At 60.4% G+C, this 17,327-nt stretch carries 15 protein-coding genes and 1 tRNA gene; 10 read left to right on the forward strand and 6 right to left on the reverse strand.

Features of this window, described 5'->3' with window-relative positions; genetic code table 11:
- Window positions 1–22: 22 nt before the first annotated feature.
- Window positions 23–2,017, reverse strand: a complete 1,995-nt coding sequence (locus AU074_RS05725) for a methyl-accepting chemotaxis protein (protein ID WP_076013897.1) — start codon at window positions 2,015–2,017, stop codon at window positions 23–25.
- Window positions 2,018–2,216: 199 nt separating this feature from the next.
- Between AU074_RS05725 and AU074_RS05730 the strand changes: the two genes are divergently transcribed.
- A complete protein-coding gene (locus AU074_RS05730; RefSeq protein ID WP_076013898.1) occupies window positions 2,217–2,615 on the forward strand; it encodes a hypothetical protein in 399 nt (132 codons plus the stop codon).
- Between the two features lie 6 nt (window positions 2,616–2,621).
- On the opposite strand, the gene AU074_RS05735 is transcribed toward AU074_RS05730, so the two are convergent.
- Window positions 2,622–3,617 (reverse strand): aldo/keto reductase, encoded by a 996-nt coding sequence (locus AU074_RS05735; protein ID WP_076013899.1) that lies wholly within the window; start codon window positions 3,615–3,617, stop codon window positions 2,622–2,624.
- A gap of 119 nt (window positions 3,618–3,736) precedes the next feature.
- Here AU074_RS05735 and AU074_RS05740 point away from each other — a divergent pair, with 119 nt between their 5' ends.
- On the forward strand, window positions 3,737–4,654 hold the full coding sequence (locus tag AU074_RS05740; RefSeq protein ID WP_076013900.1) for a LysR family transcriptional regulator: 918 nt from the start codon (window positions 3,737–3,739) through the stop codon (window positions 4,652–4,654).
- On the opposite strand, the gene AU074_RS05745 is transcribed toward AU074_RS05740, so the two are convergent.
- Window positions 4,645–5,550, reverse strand: a complete 906-nt coding sequence (locus tag AU074_RS05745) for an AraC family transcriptional regulator (protein ID WP_076013901.1) — start codon at window positions 5,548–5,550, stop codon at window positions 4,645–4,647. The genes AU074_RS05740 and AU074_RS05745 overlap by 10 nt on opposite strands.
- A 102-nt stretch (window positions 5,551–5,652) precedes the next feature.
- On the opposite strand from AU074_RS05745, the gene AU074_RS05750 reads away from it, so the two are divergent.
- From AU074_RS05750 to AU074_RS05770, 5 genes are read left to right on the forward strand one after another with little or no spacing between them, the layout of a single operon-like run.
- Complete coding sequence (locus tag AU074_RS05750; RefSeq protein WP_017477603.1) at window positions 5,653–6,213, forward strand: carboxymuconolactone decarboxylase family protein; 561 nt, start codon at window positions 5,653–5,655, stop codon at window positions 6,211–6,213.
- Window positions 6,214–6,265: 52 nt separating this feature from the next.
- On the forward strand, window positions 6,266–7,327 hold the full coding sequence (locus AU074_RS05755) for an acyl-CoA dehydrogenase family protein (RefSeq protein ID WP_076013902.1): 1,062 nt from the start codon (window positions 6,266–6,268) through the stop codon (window positions 7,325–7,327).
- Entirely contained in the window at window positions 7,324–8,127 is an 804-nt protein-coding gene (locus AU074_RS05760; protein WP_076013903.1) for an ABC transporter ATP-binding protein, read from the forward strand. Before AU074_RS05755 ends, AU074_RS05760 begins: the two co-directional genes overlap by 4 nt.
- On the forward strand, window positions 8,114–9,313 hold the full coding sequence (locus tag AU074_RS05765) for an ABC transporter substrate-binding protein (protein ID WP_063030691.1): 1,200 nt from the start codon (window positions 8,114–8,116) through the stop codon (window positions 9,311–9,313). Before AU074_RS05760 ends, AU074_RS05765 begins: the two co-directional genes overlap by 14 nt.
- Before the next feature lie 14 nt (window positions 9,314–9,327).
- Window positions 9,328–10,080: an ABC transporter permease gene (locus AU074_RS05770; RefSeq protein ID WP_172834573.1), complete on the forward strand. Its 753-nt coding sequence runs from the start codon at window positions 9,328–9,330 to the stop codon at window positions 10,078–10,080.
- A 47-nt stretch (window positions 10,081–10,127) separates the two neighbouring features.
- Here the strand turns inward: AU074_RS05770 and AU074_RS05775 are convergent, their stop codons facing one another.
- Together AU074_RS05775 and AU074_RS34135 are read right to left on the reverse strand one after the other, a co-directional pair.
- Window positions 10,128–13,445 carry a membrane-targeted effector domain-containing toxin gene (locus tag AU074_RS05775; protein WP_256576850.1) on the reverse strand — a complete coding sequence of 1,106 codons (3,318 nt, stop codon included), beginning with the start codon at window positions 13,443–13,445 and terminating at the stop codon, window positions 10,128–10,130.
- 147 nt (window positions 13,446–13,592) lie between these two features.
- Window positions 13,593–13,730, reverse strand: a complete 138-nt coding sequence (locus AU074_RS34135; protein ID WP_010171564.1) for a hypothetical protein — start codon at window positions 13,728–13,730, stop codon at window positions 13,593–13,595.
- A gap of 174 nt (window positions 13,731–13,904) precedes the next feature.
- On the opposite strand from AU074_RS34135, the gene AU074_RS05780 reads away from it, so the two are divergent.
- Complete coding sequence (locus AU074_RS05780) at window positions 13,905–14,099, forward strand: hypothetical protein (RefSeq protein WP_003207574.1); 195 nt, start codon at window positions 13,905–13,907, stop codon at window positions 14,097–14,099.
- 1 nt (window position 14,100) lies between these two features.
- Here AU074_RS05780 and AU074_RS05785 read toward each other — a convergent pair whose 3' ends face one another.
- Window positions 14,101–14,478 (reverse strand): fe2+ zn2+ uptake regulation protein, encoded by a 378-nt coding sequence (locus AU074_RS05785; RefSeq protein WP_076013904.1) that lies wholly within the window; start codon window positions 14,476–14,478, stop codon window positions 14,101–14,103.
- Between the two features lie 242 nt (window positions 14,479–14,720).
- Between AU074_RS05785 and AU074_RS05790 the strand changes: the two genes are divergently transcribed.
- Both AU074_RS05790 and AU074_RS05795 read left to right on the forward strand, forming a co-directional pair.
- Window positions 14,721–17,018: an acylase gene (locus AU074_RS05790; RefSeq protein ID WP_076013905.1), complete on the forward strand. Its 2,298-nt coding sequence runs from the start codon at window positions 14,721–14,723 to the stop codon at window positions 17,016–17,018.
- 214 nt (window positions 17,019–17,232) lie between these two features.
- Window positions 17,233–17,306: transfer RNA gene (locus AU074_RS05795), tRNA-Cys, on the forward strand.
- Window positions 17,307–17,327 lie beyond the last annotated feature (21 nt).

A 17,327-nucleotide genomic window follows, 5' to 3' on the forward strand; every position in this document is an offset into this window, starting at 1 on the left:
CGGGAGCTTTCAGGCTATTTTTTTAACGCACCTTGAAGCGTCCCATCAATGCAATAACCCGGCCATTCGCATCCAGCAGGCTCTGGGTGTTGTGCTCCGTGGCGTGGCCGCTTTGCACCAGTTCTTCGACCATGTGGCGGATGTGCACCATGCTGCGGTTGATTTCCTCGGTCACCGCGCTTTGCTGTTCGGCGGCGGTGGCGATCTGGGTGCTGAGGTTGTTGATATGGCTGACGGAGCCGGCCATCTCGTCCAGCCCCGTGTTGACCCGCGCCGTGGCGTCAGCGGCAGACTGGCAACTGGCCTGGGTGGCTTCCATGGCCGTCACCGATGAACTCACGCCGGTGGTCAGGCGTGCCAGCATCTCATTGATCTGCGAGGTACTGGCCTGGGTACGGGCGGCGAGGGCGCGGACTTCGTCGGCCACCACCGCAAAACCCCGGCCTTGTTCGCCGGCCCGGGCGGCTTCGATGGCCGCATTGAGTGCCAGCAGGTTGGTCTGGCCGGCGATGGCGCCGATCACGCCGAGGGTTTCAGTGATGCGCGCGGCGTCCTGGCGCATGTTTTCCACGGTGTGGGTGGCGCTGGAAACTTCGCCGATCAGCGCGCTGACGCTGCGGGAAGCTTCCCCGACCACTACCCGTGAACGGTCGGCATGCTCGTTGGCACGCTGAGTGAACGCGGCGGTTTCGGCGGCGTTCTCGGCCACGGTATCGGCGGTGGAGCTCATCTCGGTGATGGCGGTGACGGTCTGGTCGGTTTCCGAGGCATGGCGCACCAGGATCTGGTTGGTCTGGGCCGAGGTCTGCTGCAATTGCGCCAGGCTCGACGACATGGCGCCGGTGGCCAGGGTCACCTCGCCGATCATGTTTTGCAGGTAGACGATAAAGCGGTTCACCGAATGGCCAATCGCGCCCAGTTCGTCCTCGGCACGAATGGTGATGCGCCGAGTCAGGTCGGCGTCGCCGTTGGACAGCGCGTCGATATTGGTTTTCAGCGCGGTCATCCGATGTACCAGCTGGCGGATGGCATACACCTGCAACAGCACCAGTAGCAGAATCATCGGGATTTGCAGCATCGCCAGCGTACCCAACACATCATCCCGCTGGGCGGTGATCAGCGAAGTCGGCAGCGCAGTAGCGAGGAACCACGGGGTGCCCTCGATCGGGCGCATGAAGAAGGTGCTGGCCACGCCCTGGTTGTCGAACTCACTGCGTTGCAGGGTTTGATCACGATGGGCCAGGCCGGCGCTGACCTGGGCGGCAAAGGCCGAGGTGCCGGCCAGTTCGCTGATGTTTTTCAACACCACCGGGCCGCTGATGCGTGTGCTGTTGCTGATGATCTTGCCGTCGGCTTCGACAATCAACATTTGCCCGCCGAGGTCTTTTTCCTTGCTGGCCACCAGGTCGTTGAAGAAACCCAGGGTCACGTCGATGGTGGCGACGCCGTAAGCTGCACCATCGCGCTGGATGGCCATGGCGCAGTTGGTGCGTGGCTCCTGGCTGGCGTCATCCTTGTAGGCCGCCGCCCAGGCGCACTGGCCGCGGGGCGAAGCGAGGCCGCCTTTGTACCAGCTCTGATCGTAGTAGTTGGGGGCTGCGTCGCTGTTCCAGAACGTATTCACTGCCAGCTTGCCCGAGGCATCGCGGTGCCAGAAGGTGCTGTGCTTGTTGCGTCCCGGCGTGCGCTGGTTGGGCAGGGGCCAGATGCCGCCGCCGAACACTTTCAATTCGCCGTACTGGTCCACCAGGCCGGGCAGCACCTTGTCGATGGCATCGCTGTCCAGCAGCGGGATGGTTTGGGTGATGCTGCGTTGCTGGGCCTGAACCTTGTTCAGCTCGCCCTGGATCTGCTCGGCCACTTCGGCAATGCGATTGAGGGCCACCTGTTCTTCGGTGTGGCGCAGCTTGGGGGCCACCAACTGTCCGATGCCCACGACCGTCAATACGAATAACAACAGGACGAACAGCACCAAAAACAGGGTGTAACGGGCTTGGATAGAGCGCAATGAGGGCATGGGGTCGTCCTTACGAAGCGTTTATTGTGCGACGCGGCTTTGTTAGAGCTTCGAAGGGCTATCGGCTTGGGAAGGGCGAGCTTTAGGTACTATGGTGCAAGAAAGTGCAATGAATAAAAAAGCCTGCACAAGGCTTCTATTTTGGGGGCCTGCGGTGTTTGATACGGGCCAGAGTTTCTAATGGATTCAACCGTAAAACATGGACGAAATCATCTACCAGGTCGTCAAGTGGCTGGGCATCCAGCATCACACGGTCAGAGGCACCACCTATAACTTCATGGCGTTTGTTTACCTGGCGTTGGCAATTGGCAGCGTCGTGGTTGCCAAGGAACTGGCCGCCAAGCGCAAAGCCCTGAAGGCACGAACCACCCAAGCGTTAACTGCGGCGCCATTGACCGCCACCTCGTTCACCGAGGAAGGCGGCCAATCGGTCACGAGCACTGGCACCCTGCGCCAGGACGCCGACGGCTACACCGTCAGCGTCACGCGAAACAGCGTTGAGTCCCACAGCGAGCCATTGCGCTCGCTGGATGAAGTTGATACCTGGCTCAGGACTCACACTCCATTCATCCTGTCGGACTTTCGCCAGCGCAATTGAGTGGGGCTATTTGTCCAGCATCTGCATAACCGCTTCCGGGTAACGCAGCCCTGCCGTTGCATTGGCCGGGAAGATCGCCTCCAGCGCCGCCAGCTCGGCCGGGCTGAGCTTGACCTCCAATGCCGCGACGTTCTCTTCCAGGTACTTGCGTTGCTTGGTCCCCGGGATCGGGATCAGGTAATCCCCTTGCGCCAGCACCCAGGCCAACGCCAGTTGCCCGGCCGTCACGCCCTTGTCGGCGGCCAGGGCTTGTACCTGGTCCACCAACAGCAGGTTCTTCGCAAAGTTCTCGCCCTGGAAGCGCGGGCTGAACCGACGATAGTCATCCGCCGCAAAATCATCCGGGCTTTTCAGCGCGCCGGTGAGGAAGCCCCGGCCCAGTGGGCTGTAAGGCACAAATGCGATCCCCAGGCGTTGGCAAGCGGCGAGGCAACCGTTGTCTTCCTGATCACGGCTCCACAGCGAATATTCGCTTTGCAGGGCGCTGATGGGATGCACTTTATGGGCGCGCTCGAGGGTGGCCGCCGACGCTTCACTCAAGCCCAGGTAACGCACTTTGCCTTGCTTGACCAACTCGGCCATGGCGCCGACGGTTTCTTCAATCGCCACTTCAGGGTCGATGCGGTGCTGGTAGTAGAGGTCCAGGGTTTCCACGCCGAGGCGTTTCAGGGTGCCGTCGATGGCGTCGCGAATGTACTCGGGACGGCCATTTACTCCACGCAACGCCGGGTTCGCCGGGTCACGCACGATGCCGAACTTGCTGGCCAGGAAGACCTGGTCGCGCTTGCCGGCGATAGCTTTACCGATCAGCGCTTCGTTGGTGTGGGGGCCGTACATGTCGGCGGTGTCCAGCAGGTTGATTCCAAGCTCCAGGGCGCGGTGCAAGGTAGCGGTGGCTTCGGCGGTATCGGTGCCGGTGGTGTAGAAATCGGTCATGCCCATGCAGCCGAGGCCGATGGCGGAAACCTGGGGGCCGTTTTTGCCGAGTTGACGTGTGTGCATGGGTCCAGCTCCTGTGTGGGGAAGGGCTCCATTGTTGCCCTCGACAAAAGCGGGATAAACCGGCTAAAACCACTATCACTATTATGAAATTCTAAATAATCCCTGAAGGAAACCGGCCCGTGGACCGTTTTAATGCGATGCGAGTGTTCGTGCGGATTGTCGAGCTGGGCGGGTTTGCCAAGGCGGCCGACAGCCTGCAACTGCCGCGCGCCTCGGTCACGATCCTGATCAAACAACTGGAGGCACACCTTGGGGTGCAACTGTTGCAGCGCACCACGCGCCAGGTCAGCCCGACCCTGGACGGTGCCGCCTACTACCAGCGTTGCGTGAGCCTGCTGGCGGACCTTGAGGAAACCGAGGCGGTGTTCTCCACCAGCCGCCGCAACCCGCGCGGCACGTTGCGTATCGATATGCCGTCCGGGATCGGGCGCTTCCTGGTGATTCCGGCAATGCCCGAGTTCACCACGCGTTACCCGCAGATTGACTTGGAAATCGGCCTCAACGACCGCCCGGTGGACCTGATCCGCGAAGGCGTGGACTGCGTGTTGCGCGGCGGCCTGGCGCTGGACGAGTCGCTGGTGGCCCGGCCGCTGGCGATGATGGATCAGGTGACCTGCGCCAGTCCCGGTTACCTGCAGCAGTTCGGCATGCCATCGACGCTGGAGGCGCTGGCCGGCCATCAAGTGGTGGAGTATTTCTCCAGCATCAGCGGCAAACGGTATGGTCTGGAATTTCAGATCGGCAACGACATCCGTCTGGTCGATCTGCCCAAGCAAGTCTCGGTCAACAGCGCCGACGGTTACCTGGCCGCCTGTGAAGCGGGTTACGGCCTGGTGCAGACGCCGTATTACCACGCCGTTCGCCAGTTGGAAGCGGGCACGCTGGTGGAGGTGCTGGCGCATCAGCCGCCGCCGAAGTTGCCGCTGACCGCGTTGTACCCGCCGCATCGCCAGCTGTCGCAACGGGTGCGGGTATTTGTCGATTGGCTGGTGGAGCTTTGCGCCCGGCCGGGCAACGGGTTGCAGCGTCAGCCTTGAGCCTTGCGGTAGGCGCCGGGCTGGATGCCGGTGACTTTATGAAAGGCGCGGGTAAAGGCTGCGACGGATTGATAACCCACGGCGAGGGACACGTCCGCCACTGTCTGGTCCTGCTTGAACAGCTGGCAGGCGTGGCGCACGCGCATCATCAGCAGCACTTGCCCCGGCGACTGGCCGCACAGTTCATTAAAGCGCTTGAAGAACGCCGAGCGCGACAAGCCGGTGCAGGCCGCCATGCTTTCCAGGGTCCAGGGATCGGCGGGGCGTGCAATCAACTGTTCCAGCAGATTGGCAAACGCCGGTTGCCGGGCCAGCGCCGCGAGCCCGCCGAGGTCGGTGTTGTCCAGCACCTGTTGGCGCAGCACGTAGAGAAACAGCAGGTGGCACAGGCGCTCCAGCAAGGCGGGCGAGGGCGCCGGCGTGCGCTCGCATTCCTGCAGGATCAATTCGAACAGGTTGCGCGCAGCAGTCAGCGAAGGGTCACCGGCCCGCAGGACGATCCAGGCGGGCAGGGTGTCGACAATCATCGCAGACAGCCCGGACTGGAAATGAAAGAACCCGCACACCAGACCCACGCCGTCACTGGCGTGGCTGTCCAGCGGGACCATTGGCGTGCGCGGGCATTCCTGGGCGCCGGTGGCGGTGCCATCGCTGGACAAGCGGTACGCGAGGTCCCGCAGCAGGAATACCGCATCGCCGTTGTTCAGCGGATAAGGGGTCGAGTCGCCCTCGATGTGCATCCAGCACTGCCCTTGCACCACCAGATGAAAACTGGCACTCGCCAGGCCATGGGTGCTGGCGTGCCAGTCGCCGCAGTAACGCCCGACGTGAAACAGGCTGGTGTTGAGTTCGAGGCTATCTAATAACCAATCGACGAGGGAGCTGGACGAATTCATCTAACGGAAAGACTCTAGAGCAAGTAATCGCTACTTTAGACTATTGAGCAGATTTTTTATAACCAACAGACTGGGTACACGAATCCATGAGGAGACCACTCCATGTCCCGCGTACCGATGCTAACCCTGGAAACCGCCCCTGAAGCGGCCAAACCCTTTCTGGAAAATGCCCTGAAGGGTTCCGGGTTCATCCCCAATCTGTTGGCGGTGTTGGCCAATGCCCCGGCAGCACTGGAAACCTACATCACTGTCTCCGGCCTGAACGCCAAATCCGACCTGAGCCTGGCCGACCGCGAAGTGGTTCAACTGATTGCCGCCACGAACCACGGTTGCGATTTCTGCGTCGCCGGGCACACTGCCGTAGCGCGCAACAAAGCCAAGCTGCCGGAAGACGTGATCGACGCCCTGCGCCAACGCGGTGAATTGCCCAACGAGCGTTATGAGACACTGGCCGCGTTCACCCGTGAAGTGATCGCCACCCGCGGTGATGTCAGCGACGCCGGCTACGCCGCGTTCCGTGAGGCAGGCTACACCGACGGTCATGCGCTTGAGGTTATTCTGGGCGTCAGCCTGGCCACCCTGTGCAATTTCGCCAACGTGTTTGCGCGCACGCCGCTCAACCCGGAACTGGCGCAATACCGTTGGGAAAAACCGGCAAGCTGAAGGCGCGCAAGCGTTCGCGATGGTAAACATGCTGTAACAAGGAGAAACATGAATGCTTGACCCAATCTTGAGCCGTTGGCTCGATGTTCAAGCGCAGGCCCTGGATGTGGGCAGTTGCGATCCGCAGGAAGTGCTGCCACGGCTGGCAGAGGCCAATGTATTACGTATCGGTGTGCCCAAGGACCTCGGCGGCCTGGGCGGCGATGTCACGGGCGCCATAGAGGCGATTGCCGATGTGGCCAGCCATTCCCTGGCGTCGGCGTTTGTGTGCTGGGGCCAACGCTCGTTTATCGAGTATCTGCTGCAAAGCCCGAATCAGCGCTTGCGTGAGCAACTGCTGCCGGACCTGCTGAGCGGCAAGCTGGCCGGGGCGACCGGGCTGTCCAATGCGATGAAATTCTTGTCGGGTATCGAGTCGCTGCAAATCAGCGCCGAGCCGACCGATGACGGCTGGAACCTCAATGGCCGCCTGCACTGGGTGACCAACCTGCGCAAGAACGGGTTTGTGGTGGCTGCCGCCATCGAGCATGCCCAGGGCGGTGCGCCGTTTATCCTGGCGATCCCCGATTCGGTGTCCGGCCTGCAGCGCTCCCGCGACCTGGAACTGTTGGGCCTGCAATCGAGCAATACCGCAGCCCTCGGCTTTGAAGCCGTGGAACTGAGCCGCGACTGGTTATTGCATGACGATGCACGCAAGTTTCTGCCGGCCGTGCGCCCGGCGTTTCTCGGTTTGCAATGCGGCATGTCCATCGGCCTGGCGCGGCGCTCGCTGGCGGAGGTGGCGAATCACCTGGGCTCCAGCCGCACCGTATTGCGCGAAGAACTGGAAGTGCTGCGTACCTCACTGGAGCAGGCGGTCAACGACCTCAAGAAAGGTTTGCTGAGCGGTCGCTTTGGTACCGAGCCGGTGCCGTTGTTCCGCCTGCGCATTGCCCTCGCGGAAATTGCTGCCAGCGCTGTGCAACTGGAGCTGCAAGCCAGCGGCGGCAAGGCCTACCTGACCGCCCACGGCAGCGGCTTTGCCCGGCGCTGGCGCGAGTCGGCATTTGTACCGATCGTGACCCCGAGCCTGGTGCAGTTGCGCACCGAGTTGAACCGTCAGGCGAATCTATGAGCCAGGCGGTATTGCACGCCCAGGGGATTTGCCTGGGGTATGCGGGCAATTCGGTGCTGGAAGGTTTCGACCTGCAATTGCAGCCCGGCGAAGTGGTGTCGATCCTCGGCCCCAGCGGTGTTGGCAAGTCCAGCCTGCTGCGGGTGCTCGCCGGTTTGCAGGCGCCTCAGGGCGGCAGTATCAGCCTGCTGGGCGAGCCGTTGAATGGCCCGCATCCGCGGGTGGCGGTGGCGTTCCAGGACCCCAGCCTGTTGCCGTGGTTGAGCCTGGAAAAGAACGTCGCCTTCGGCCTGGATTTTGCCCGCCAACCGCACCTCAGCCCGCAAGAGCGACGCAGCCGGATTGACCACGCGATCAACGCGGTGGGCCTGGAACACGCCCGTCAGCAGTTTCCGGCAGCGCTGTCCGGCGGCATGGCCCAGCGTACTGCGCTGGCCCGCTGCCTGGCGCGCCAGCCGCAGGTATTGCTGCTGGACGAACCCTTCGGCGCCCTGGATGAAGTGACCCGTGCCGACATGCAGCACCTGCTGCTCAAGGTCAATCGCGAGCAAGGTTCGGCGGCAGTGCTGATCACTCACGACATCGACGAAGCGCTGCTGTTGTCCGACCGGATTCTGCTACTGGGTAACCGCCCGGCGCGGACTCTCGGCGAATGGCGGATCGACCTGCCGCAACCGCGGGAAGAACAGGTGGAAGCCATCGGCACGCTGCGCATCGAGATTCTCAAAACCCTACGGCAGGCGAGCCGCAACGACCCCCAACCCACTGAACTGCTGGAGCCCTGCCATGTGTCTGGATGACCTCACTCACTCGCGCCGTGATTTTCTCAAACTCTCGGCCGTGCTCAGTGCCGCCGGTGCCTTGCCGCTGCTGAGCAGCTTGCAGGCCCGCGCGGCCAGTGAGCCGGACGCACCGGTACGCATCGGCTACCTGCCGATCACCGACGCCACGCCGCTGCTCGTGGCCCATAACAACGGCCTGTTCGAAGCCGAAGGCATCAAGGCCGAGCGCCCGGTGCTGCTGCGCAGTTGGGCCCAGGTGATCGAGGCGTTTATTTCCGGCCAGGTCAATGTGATTCACCTGTTGTCGCCGATGACGGTTTGGGCGCGTTATGGCAGCAAGGTCCCGGCTAAGGTCGTGGCCTGGAACCACGTGGGCGGCTCGGGTTTGACCGTGTCCCCAGGCATTACCGATGTGAAGCAATTGGGCGGCAAGTCGGTGGCGATTCCGTTCTGGTACTCGATCCACAACGTGGTGGTGCAGCAGCTGTTCCGTGACAACGGCCTGACCCCGGTGGCCCGTGCCGCCGGCAGTGCTATTGCGGCTAACGAGGTCAACCTGATCGTGTTGCCACCCTCGGACATGCCGCCGGCCCTGGCCAGCAAGCGCATCGACGGCTACATCGTCGCTGAGCCGTTCAACGCCCTCGCCGAAAACCTCAACGTGGGCCGCGTGCAGCGCTTTACCGGCGACGTGTGGCGCAACCATGCGTGCTGCGTGGTGTTCATGCATGAGCACGACCTGACCAACCGCCCGGAATGGTCGCAGAAGGTGGTGAATGCAATCGTCAAGGCCCAGGTTTGGACCCGCGACAACCGTGAAGAGGCGGTGAAGCTGCTGTCCAAGGACGGCGAAAATCGCTACACGCCGCATGCCGAGCCGGTACTGCGCAAAGTCCTGGCGCCGGCTGCCAGCGACCGCGCGGCATACCTGGCCGACGGCGCGATCCAGCACGCCAACTGGGACGAGCACCGCATCGACTTCCAACCGTATCCATTCCCCAGCTATACCGAGGAACTGGTGCGCCGCCTGAAAGACACGCTGATCGAGGGCGACAAGAAATTCCTCGCCGACCTGGATCCGGCGTTTGTCGCCAAAGACCTGGTGGACGACCGCTTCGTGCGCAACGCCATCGCAGCGGTGGGCGGCATGAAGACCTTCGGCTTGCCGGAAGGCTTCGAGCGGCACGAGGAGATTGGCGTTTGAACAACGGCAAAACCTTGGGGTTGCCCGGCTGGTTGCTTGGCTTGAGCGGGCTGGCAGGGTTGTTGTTGCTCTGGTGGCTGGGAGTGAAAGTGTTTGGCAGTGCGGACGGTTTGTCTGCGCGGTTTTCGCTGTCGGCGACCCTCGCCAGCCTGTGGGAATTGCTCGGGCGCAGTGAGCTGTACCTGAACATTGCCGTGAGCCTCAAGAGGATCTTCGTCGGGCTGTTCCTGGCATTGCTGATTGGCGTGCCGTTGGGCTTGCTGGTGGGCAGTTCGCGCAAGCTGGAGGCGGCGACCACGCCGGCTTTCCAGTTTTTGCGGATGATCTCGCCGCTGTCGTGGATGCCCATCGTGGTGATGTTGATGGGCGTGGGCGACCAGCCGATCTACTTCCTGCTGGCGTTCGCGGCGGTGTGGCCGATTTTGCTGAATACCGCGGCGGGTGTGCGCCAGCTTGATCCGCGCTGGTTGCAACTGAGCAAGAGCTTGAGCGCCACACGCTGGGAAACCTTGCGCCGGGTGATTATTCCCGGGGTGATGGGGCACGTGCTGACCGGCGTGCGCCTGGCCATCGGGATCCTGTGGATTGTGCTGGTGCCGTGCGAGATGCTCGGGGTCAGCGCGGGGCTGGGTTATTACATCCTCGACACCCGCGATCGGCTGGCCTATTCCGAGCTGATGGCGATGGTGCTGCTGATCGGCCTGTTGGGGTTTGCCCTGGATGCGTTTGCGCGGTGGCTGCATCAGCGTTGGGTGCATGGAGGGTAACAACCTCATGCAAAGGCTCGGAGGCTTTCCGGGCCTTTGCGATTGGCTCAGGGTTTCACATAGATGTGCAGGTCGCCGGGAAGGTCGCCGGGCTGTAACGGTTTGTTCGGGTCTGGCACATGGGTATGTGCTTTAAGCCCGATGCTGTGGTAAGGCATGTTCTTGTTGTCAAACACCCCGATACCGATGCTTTCCGTGAGCTCCGCCAAGCCGGGAACACCTTCGGAGGTGTTCATGTGCGCGTGCCCCACCAATGCGACCCACTTTTCGGTGCCTGAGTTCGCCTGGATAGTTTCAGCAGCGTAGTAGTTGAACTCCTTGAGTCGCTTCTCGGAGTTGATTCCGGTCTGGGTACGATCACGGGATTTATCGTATTTGTGTCGCGTCAGATAGTAATGATCGAGGGGCAGGAGTTCTATTCCATTGGCCTCAAGTTTGTTCTTGAGTTGCTCAAGTGACGGATGTGTGCGACGAGTCCCGCTGCTTCCGAGCATTCCGATTCCATCATCAATGGGGCCATGGAGCATGTCGATATACCCTTCCAAGTAGACTTTTTTGACACCTTGGTCCTTTAACGTACTGACGTTGTCGAACAGAACTTTAAAGCTGGCCATCTGCTTGTGAGATTCTCCTAATACCAGCCCGCTTGATGTTTTAAGTGCCTCCTTGATCAGGTCGCCTACCGCGAGTGGTATCGGCACTTCGGGTATAACAGGGCGAGGCGGTATGCCGTCGATATCGATAGCCTTATAGTAATCCTTCATTTCCTGCTGAAACTTGTCCATGGTTGCCTGGCGGGTATCTGTTTTGAAGTGGTCTGCTTCCAGTTTTCCTTTCATGGCTTCCGCATAAGTGCCTTCCGGTAATGGTTTCCTGACTTTACGCGGGGGGATGATTACGTTTATCGGGTTGAATCGGTGAGCGCCCCGGCTCAGCGGCGCGTAAGGGTTCGGAGAGGGAGGCATTAGCGTGTCACTGGATTCGAACGGTTGCAGGGGGCTGCCATACGGTTGCTGTTTCTGTGCATTGAGGGCGTACCATTTGCCGTTAACCTGCACAGCGCTCCCTTCGACAGTCTGCGTGCCCACCTTGAAGGTGCCGGTAGCGGCGGCTTCAAACCGGTCACCGGGGGCAATAAGGGCTGTGTTATTGGTCGTGCCCTTTAGTGTTCTCATGCTCTGGCTGGCAGCGTTTGCTCCCTGGAGGCTGAGTTTTCCAGCGCCTATCGCCAAATCGCCAAGGCCGCTCAGCGGATTGAGTTCCGAGAGGGCGGCAGCCCCGAAAATCTTGCTGACCTTAAGCGCTTTGCTCACTGCGCCGCCGGCCGTACCCAGCGTCTTTCCGGCCTTCGCAACGGCGCCCACGCCTGCTGTGAGCAAGCCCAACGCATCAAATGCCAAGTCAGAGAACCCGTCTTTATAGTGGCCGTTACTTAAGTTGACGATGGCTGACCTGAGGGGAATAAGGTCGAGGAAAAAATTGCCGATGGTGCCAGCGACGGCCTCTCTATGCTCATCCGGGGTACTTCCGGCGGCCTGCTGTCTTATCGCATCGAGGTCGAGCCCCTCGACGATCGAATCCGCGAGGTATTCTGCCCGCAAATTCTTGAACAGGTTGGGATTAAACCCCTCGAGTGGGTTCTCCTGCTTTATATAATCGCGCTTGGAACCGAAGGTGGAGAACTCTTCTATTCGTGTGACTTCGTCGGCAATCTTTTGGTCCCCGCGCGTGATGATGGAGTTGCCGACTTTTCTGATGGTGCCTTTTTCAGTATCGAACTCGTAGGTGGACAGGTTTTCCTGGTTTTTTGTGGTGACGAGTATTTTTTTGCTGGTATGGAAGAGCGTTTCTCCAGCGAGTGGAACCCAGCTGACTCTGTAGGATTTTTCTTTGTAGAAGTTCAGCTTCCCCAGCCGCAAGTTGTTTTTGTCATCCGGTGGAAGGTTGGCCAGGGCATTCAAGGTGGAATATTTTTTGACGGTTTTGTAGTCGCTTATGGTCTGGCTGATGGCGTTGTCAAAGGTGTCGGGGACTTTAAAGTGCGGCCCTTGGGTAAACGCTGCAAACGCATCAAGGTCGACGCCTTGCGATCCAGGCTTGAGCGCCCACTCGGATGCGTTTATTTTTTCGCCCTGCATGGTCAGGTCCAGCATGGAATAAGGACCACGAGTGGGGATCATCTTGTTGGCGGTTTTGTTGGGCTTGAGAAGCACCTTCTCTTCAAAGGGCACGCCTTTTCCGAATTTTTCCTTGAGCAAGTCCAGCGCTAGCTGCTGGCGGGTGGGCACTGGGGCACCCAGCAGGCTGGAGGCGTGTTTGAGTTTTTCCAACTGATGATTGAAGGCATCCATCGCGGTATCGATGTCCGCTTTTTCGTGAAGCGCATCGTCTTTCGCCTCAAGCACACCGTTGACGATGGCCCAATCCAACAGAGCGGCTGTCTTGGCCGACTCGGGAGCGGCGCGGCTGGCGTCGGCGGTAATCATGACTTCGGCAAAGCTCATGTTCGCCACCCTGCCGGGAGACTCGGCTTCGATGGCCGCCGCCGCGATGCACAGGTTGGCCCAAGCCTGGCTGCCGTACACCACGCTGTCGGGAATATCCTTGATCAAAAATTGTGGCGCTGTCCGCATCAGCAGCAGGTGGGCGCCAAGCGTGGCGTAAGGGGATGACGCTTTGCCGGTGTCGCTCAGGTGCTGGCGCAGGCCGGCGACAATCGACGAGACGGGTTTGCCCCAATGCTGTTTTTGTGTCAGGTCAAAACCGGCTACTTGATTGCGATGAGGTTGGGCTGTGGACTCCTGATCCAGGTCCAGGTTGATGGCTGCGAGTACGTAATCACTCACACTGCTATCGGTCGAAATGCCCTCCAGCTTGATCTGCAAGGCCTCTCCCAGTGCCTGGCCACGGTGGGAGCCGATAAGGGCTTCCAGCGATTTGACCGGGTCGATCGAGGCGTCGTTGGGGAGCGGCAGGTTACTGTTCAGAAACTCCAGCAGCCCTCCCTGCCGGCTGACTTGCGCAGAACCCGGAGCGTTATCGGCATGTTCTATGGCGGCTGCCAGCAACGCGTTCTGCTGACTCGTGCTCAGGGGCAGGGGCCAAGACAAGCCACCGCCCAGGTTTCCCCATGGATGAGGTTGTGAGCGTGCCGGCGTCTGCCAGTTTTTTCGGTCGCCCAGGGTGGTTTTCAGCGCTCTCGGGGCATCAGGATTCGGTGGCTCAGCTGCAGGATCCTCATGGTCCGTTGCGCTTTGTAATATTTCATCGGGGTATGACGGGATAACGGGGAGTGGTATCGGAGGAGGGGGAGGTGGCGGATAGATAGTGGAGGAAAGAACGGAGTTACTGACTATTGAGGTCATCGGGAACACCTTCAGGCACGCTCATTCAGGAATGCGCCTTTCAGGAAAACCTCCCTGCTTCCTGGACGCTCTTCCTGAGTGTCGGAAACAGGGGTGGCGGCTCCGCCTGGACAGTGTTCAAGTTGTCAGAAAATGTACGAATGACGATCAGCGATGGTAATACCCTGGTCCGCCGTCGTAGTAGCGATGGTCATGCCAACCGCCACCGCCGTGGGGGAAAATAATGCAGCCGCTCATGCTCAACATGATCAACAAGGGAATCAGCAGTGTGATTCGACGAAGCATTTCAAAATCCTCTAGGGTACTCACAGGTTCAATCAGGCGTTGGGCAAGCCAAAGTTTTTCATCGCCTGTAACATGAGACCCCGCCGACCCCATTCCATCCCCGCCAATGGGTATGTGCTTGGTGTGGTAGTCGATACAAAGTGGATACAATTTTCTTAGCTTCAGGACCCCGTCATGACCCAAAAGCAACGTTTGAAATACTCGATTCTGATTTCCCTGCTGGTGCTGGGGACGATGTTTGGCCTGTCCTACTTGCAGAACAATGGCGTCATCAGCGAAAAAACGTTCCAGTACATCGCCATTGCCGTAGCGGTGACGGTGGTGGTGATCAACGGCGTGATGCGCCGCAAGGTCAAGCCCAACCTTTGAGTCAGGCCCGGCTTTCCAGGACTTTGGCAGCCTGCTCGTGCAGGCTGTAGCTTTTGTCGGTGTTGAGGGTGATCACGCCCTCGGCGCACAGGCGCTTGAGCACCTCGCGTACGCTTAGAAACGACAGCGGGATGCCCAGCTCCAGCAAGTGGCTGTGCACGCCGCGCACGCCGAGGGTGCGCTGGTTATCGGCCGCAGTCAGCAGCGCGTCGATGACCTTCAGCCGAATCAGGCTGGTGCGCAGGCCGAAACACTTGAGCAAATGACGAATGCGCTGGTTGCCATGCTCCGGCGCCTTGCCGAACGCCTGGTTGCCGGTGCTGAAACCTCCGTCATGCATGGATGAGTGTCCTTCCGTGGGCGGTTGCGGGTTGTACATGCAAAAACTCCTTATCAGAGCCTGATCAGGAAAATGATGGCGCTCTTAGTTAATAAGACGTACGAGCAGCCGAAATCATGAAGCGCGGGATGTAGAAATTTTGTCGGTAACATCCTGGAGACATACCGACATGTCCGAATAAACATCTGCGGCTGCTAAATTATTCCCGGTTTTTACGTCTTAACTGAGGTGTTGGCGAAGCTGTCCCTCGTCACGGTGTTTAATTTGGCTGTGGAGTCTGCGTGATTATTTCCAACGGGTTGTTCAGGGTGTGCGTGGCTGGGGCGTTGCTGGGGCTGAGTGTTTCGGCCACGGCGCGGGTGCAGGAGCAACAGACCACCGCGGAGATTCGGCGTACCAGCTTTGGTGTCCCGCATATCCGGGCCAACGATGAGCGTGGGCTGGGTTATGGCATTGGTTACGCCTATGCCCAGGACAATCTGTGCCTGTTGGCCAATGAGGTGGTGACCGTCAACGGCGAGCGCGCCAAGTACTTTGGCCCCGAACAGGCAACCCAGGAAGGGCGCAATAACCTGACCAACGACGTGTTCTTCACGTGGCTGAACACACCCGAGGCCGTTGCGGCATTCTGGAAGGCGCAACCCCCGGCGATGCAGCAGCGCATTGAAGGGTATGTTGCCGGCTACAACCGTTACCTCAAGGAGCGGACCGCCCAAGGCTTGCCGGCGCAGCGCCAGGCGGCCTGGGTACGGCCGATCACGGCAGAAGACCTGGTCAAGGTGACTCGCCGGCTGCTGGTGGAAGGTGGCGTCGGGCAGTTTGCCGAAGCGGTGGTGGGCGCCACGCCGCCCAATGCCGTGGCTCAGGTGGATGCCAAGGCATTTGAGGTCGCAGCCGCCAATCAGCAACGTTTTGCCCTGGATCGCGGCAGCAACGCCGTCGCCGTCGGCCGCGACCGTTCGTTCAACGGCCGCGGCATGTTGCTGGCCAACCCGCATTTTCCGTGGATTGGCGGCATGCGTTTCTACGAGATGCACCTGACCATTCCCGGCCAGCTGGATGTAATGGGCGCCGCCTTGCCGGGCCTGCCGGTGATCAACATCGGCTTCAACCAGCACGTGGCCTGGACGCACACCGTTGATACGTCCAAGCACTTCACCCTGTACCGCCTGACCCTGGACCCGAAAGACCCGACCCGCTACCTGCTGGACGGCAAATCCCTGCCCATGGAAAAAACCAGCATCAACGTGCAGGTCAAAGCCGCCGACGGCAGCACCAAGGAAAAGTCCCGCACGGTCTACAGCTCGCAGTTCGGCCCGGTGGTGCAATGGCCCGGCAAGCTGGACTGGGACAACAAATATGCCTTCAGCCTGCGGGACGCCAACCTGGGCAACGACCGCGTTCTGCAACAGTGGTACGCGATGAACCGCGCCGCCAACCTCAAGGAGCTGCAAGAGTCGGTGCACACCCTGCAAGGTATCCCGTGGGTCAACACCCTGGCGGCGGACGACCAGGGCCAGAGCCTGTACATGAACCTGTCGGTGGTACCGAACGTCAGCGCGAAAAAACTCGCGCAGTGCAGCGACCCCCGGGTTGGCCTGCAATTCATCATGCTCGACGGCTCCCGCAGCGCCTGCGCCTGGGACATAGACCCGCGTGCTGCCCAGGCCGGGATCTTCCCGGCCGATCAACTGCCGCAACTGCAGCGCACCGACTACGTGCAGCACTCCAATGACTCGGCGTGGATGGCCAACCCCAAGGCGCCGCTGACCGGATTCTCGCCGGTGATCAGCCAGGAGAAAATCGGCCTGGGCCCACGTGCCCGTTTCGCCTTGCAGCGCTTGCAGGAACTCGACAAGCAGCCGATCAAGGCCGCCGACTTGCAGAACATGGTCATGGACAACCAGGTGTATCTCGCCAGCCAAGTCATGCCGGACCTGCTCAAATACTGCGCGGGTGCCGACGCCGCCGTGAAGTCCGTGTGCGACAGCCTGAAAAGCTGGGACCAGCGCGCCAACCTCGACAGCGGCCTGGGGCTGGTGCACTTCATCAACCTGGCGGAGCAACTGGCGCAAGCGCCCGACGCATGGAAAGTGGGTTTCAACCCGGCACAACCATTGACCACGCCGCGTGGATTGGCGATTGAACGCGCAGGCGTGGCCAAGGCACTGCATGAAGCGATGCTCGCCTCAGCCGCCGACGTAGCCAAACGCGGGCTGACCGCCGACAGCCGCTGGGGTGACATCCAGGTCTCGGGCCAAACCCCGATCCATGGCGGCCCGCAAGAGCTCGGCGTGTACAACGCCATGCAAAGCGTGCCAAGGGCTGACGGAAAGCGCGAAGTCGTCAGTGGCAGCAGCTACTTGCAGATCGTGACCTTCGACGAGAAGGGCCCCAATGCCGAAGGCGTGCTGGCGTTCTCCCTGTCCAGCGACCCGGCGTCGAAATACTACAAGGACCAGACCCAAGCGTTTTCCGAGAAAAAACTCAGCCCGCTGCCGTTTACCGAACAGCAGATCAAGGCAGACCCGCAGTACCAATTGCAGGTTATCCGTGACAAGGAAGAAGCCGGGCGGTAGGGTAGCCCACCGGGAAACGATGCCCCTTGAGAGAATATTTTTTGAAATCAAGGGGTTGCAAGGCCTGGCAAATGAGTACATAATTGCGCCCATCGAACGCACTGAAGCATTAAAAACTTCAATGTTTTCAATGAGATAGAGTAGAGGCAAGCTTCACATAGCCCACTCAAGTTTGTATGCGGTGAATGTCGGTTGTAAGGCATTGATCGTTTGAGGCCGAGTAGCAAAATGGTTATGCAGCGGATTGCAAATCCGCCTACGCCGGTTCGATTCCGACCTCGGCCTCCACTCTTAAAACCCCGTAGATCA

The organism is Pseudomonas sp. ATCC PTA-122608, assembly GCF_001952855.1.
Taxonomy (GTDB): domain Bacteria; phylum Pseudomonadota; class Gammaproteobacteria; order Pseudomonadales; family Pseudomonadaceae; genus Aquipseudomonas.